General features: G+C 55.4%; 3 protein-coding genes and 1 pseudogene. 3 read left to right on the top strand and 1 reads right to left on the bottom strand.

The genetic code is table 11. The annotated features are described in order from the left end of the window. Window positions 1-146: 146 nt before the first annotated feature. The 3 genes and pseudogenes from AC13EK_RS00045 to AC13EK_RS00035 form a co-directional block, all read left to right on the top strand. Window positions 147-923, top strand: a pseudogene (locus AC13EK_RS00045) (MlaD family protein); the annotation flags it as partial. Continuing rightward, entirely contained in the window at window positions 920-1,513 is a 594-nt protein-coding gene (locus AC13EK_RS00040) for an ABC-type transport auxiliary lipoprotein family protein (RefSeq protein ID WP_122129124.1), read from the top strand. The pseudogene AC13EK_RS00045 and the gene AC13EK_RS00040, both read left to right, overlap by 4 nt. 27 nt (window positions 1,514-1,540) lie before the next feature. Then, window positions 1,541-2,032, top strand: a complete 492-nt coding sequence (locus AC13EK_RS00035) for a hypothetical protein (protein ID WP_103097528.1) — start codon at window positions 1,541-1,543, stop codon at window positions 2,030-2,032. A 270-nt stretch (window positions 2,033-2,302) separates the two neighbouring features. Here AC13EK_RS00035 and AC13EK_RS00030 read toward each other — a convergent pair. Next, window positions 2,303-2,762 (bottom strand): Tn3 family transposase (locus AC13EK_RS00030; protein WP_483021939.1); only part of this gene is annotated, 460 nt, incomplete at its 5' end.

Raw genomic sequence — 2,762 nt, 5'->3', positions numbered from 1 at the left:
ACCACGCTCAGATGGCAGTAATGTGCCGATGATCCCCCACTCGTCCTCCGTCAGCCCAATACGCTCGCCCAACGCCACCTCCAAAAGGCAGCCTTGAATCAACGCCCGATCCTGCTGTCAACCTTTGTCCACGAAACCTAACCGAAGGTAGCGAAGTTGATTTTAACGGCATCAAGGTCGGGGAGATCACGAAGCTTCGTGTAGATCCATCGAATTCTCGCCGTGTGATTATCGATGTGAAGGTCGAAGAGAGTACACCCATAAGGGTGGATACATTTGCCTCAAAAGAGTCCCAAGGTGTGACAGGTGTCAGCATTATCCAGTTAACTCCTGGTTCGCCTACAAGGCCACTGCTTCGCGATGCGTCGCGTGAGCAGCCCCCGATAATAAGGGCGAAGCCCGGATCGTTGGATTCGGTGCTGGAAGCGGGAGGGCAGACCCTCGCTAAGGTTTCTGAATCATTCGATCGGGTCAATCGGGTGCTTTCTGACCGAAATATCGCAAAGGTCGATGGCATGCTCGCTGACATCAGATCAGTGACGGCAGAACTTAACAGTCGAAAGGCAATGTTTGCGGATGCTCAAAATGCAATCCGTCGCCTTGATTCAGCGTCGGGTGACATCGAGCAGGCTGCGGCGGCTGCGAGAACCGCTATTCAGGGCGATGGTACGCAAGCCTTTGCAGACATCCGAGAAGCGGCCGCGAATGCGAAGAGCGCGACGAACGATGCACGGGCTTTTATAGCTAAGTTGAACGCGAGTGCAGAAGGTCTTGAGGGGCCAGAAGGTAATCGCGTGGCGGGGGCTCTACGTGGGCTTGAAAAGGCTGCCGAGTCACTCGATCGACTTACCCGACAAATACAGCAAGATCCGCGTTCTGTTCTCGGAAGAGGGAAAGCGCGAGAAATGGAGCTGCCAAAGTGAAAAGTTTGCTAAAGATCTCTTCAGCGCTCCTCTTAGTCTCGCTGTCGGGCTGTGTTGGTGGGCTTCTGGGCGGAGGTAAGCCTGCGGACCTATATTCCTTTCGCAGTGAGCCCCCGCAAAGGCAGCCTGATGCCGATGCACGGGTTGTTGCTGTCCGCCAGCTTTCATTTCCGAATAATCTGCGGCCTGACAGCATTGAAACCAATGCCAACTCGCGGGTTGCTGCTCTCGCAAAAGCACGTTGGTCCCAACCGGTCCCGGAGATGTTCCGTCTAGCTCTGATTGACCAGTTGGAGCAGTCTTCCCGAACGCGAGTTGCGCGAAGCGACTTCCAAAAACCGGCGGACATCATGTCGGCGGAAATTTCGCAGTTCACGGCCACCTTTGATCAGGGACTGAAGGCTCCCCCATTGATCACTATTGTCGTGCGCGCAGAGGTCGCAAGCGGGGCAGCACGTGATGTGGCAGTGCGGTCCTTCGAATCGCGAACAAGAGCCACTGATGCGACGGTGACGTCCATCGTTGCAGCTTATCGTGCTGGCGTCTCCAATATCACACAAGAAATTACCCTGTGGTACAGGAATATCTGAATATTATCATAGTAGATAGGGACGGATATGACGAAATTTTCAGCTGCCTTTACTATCTTGGTACTGACTTTTGCGTCTGCCGGCGCGGCTCAGGAGGGACACAAGGAATCCAAAAATACCGGACCGGATTCAGTTCGATCTATTGCCTCCCAACCAGCTAAAGACGTTGGAGCGGTAAAGCAGGATATCCCACCCATTCTCTTAAGCGCTTCTTCTAACCCATATGATCGGGCATCGACCCGCACCTGCAACGAGATAAAGCGTAATATCGCTGAGTTGGACGATGTTCTCGGACCGGATTTCGATGTAGGAGCGGACCGTAACGAAAATCGTCTTGGTAAAGTGGCGGAAGCTGGTGGAAAGACGATTGTCAACTCGATCATACCTTTTCGTGGCTTGGTGAGGGAAATAACAGGCGCAGCCCCAGCACAACGTCGCCTCAATACCGCAATCGATGCGGGGTTTGCGCGGCGGGGCTTTTTACGGGGAGCCGCCATATCCCGAGGCTGTCGTCTCTGATGAGCTCACGCTAATAAGCTCAGCATTTAAAGATGGGGTACATGTGACTTCCTCGATCATTAAAGATTGGGGGGGGTGGAACAACGCGAACCCAACACTCGCCGCTCTGTCGGGCTGCCGGAGTTAAGCTCCATACGAAAATCAATCAGAACAGGTGGAATAATATCCGAAGCCCACTATGATACGGCGCGGTTTACATATCATAGGGTTGTAGGGGTGACTACACGAAAGTGACGTATCTGCACGGAAAGGGCGAACGGATAGCGAACGTCACGCGGCAAGTAGGGAGTTGACGGCGCGCAGCGGTCGCAAGGCGTCCGGATCGGGTTGATCTTCAACATTCCAGCTATAGTCACCGGTCAGCGAGATATGCTCCCAGCCCAATGGCGCGATGTGGCGTGCGATTTCGTCGGCTGTGCCGATGTCCGCCAGCGCCATTTCGAGATAGCGAGTGTTCCACAAGATGATGGCGGCGACGAGCAGGTTGAGGCCGGAGGCGCGATAGGTCTGGTTCTCGAACCGACGATCGCGCAGTTCGCCGAGCTGGTTGAAGAAGAGCGCGCGGGCGAGCGCGTTGCGGGCTTCGCCTTTGTTGAGGCCCGCCTGGGTGCGCCGGCGCAGGTCGATGTCGCGCAGCCAGTCGAGCATGAAAATGGAGCGTTCGAGGCGGCCCAGCTCGCGTAGTGCGAGGGCCAGTCCGTTCTGTCGCGGATAGGCGGACAAGCGGCGC

The organism is Sphingobium sp. L-44 (genome assembly GCF_056859495.1).
The sequence above is the reverse complement of the archived record's forward strand: the minus strand, read 5'-3'. Positions and strand labels throughout refer to the sequence as shown.

Bases quoted from the DNA above. Each gene is read 5' to 3' on its own strand.
- AC13EK_RS00035 (WP_103097528.1), top strand. From the start codon at position 1,541: ATGACGAAATTTTCAGCTGCCTTTACTATCTTGGTACTGACTTTTGCG.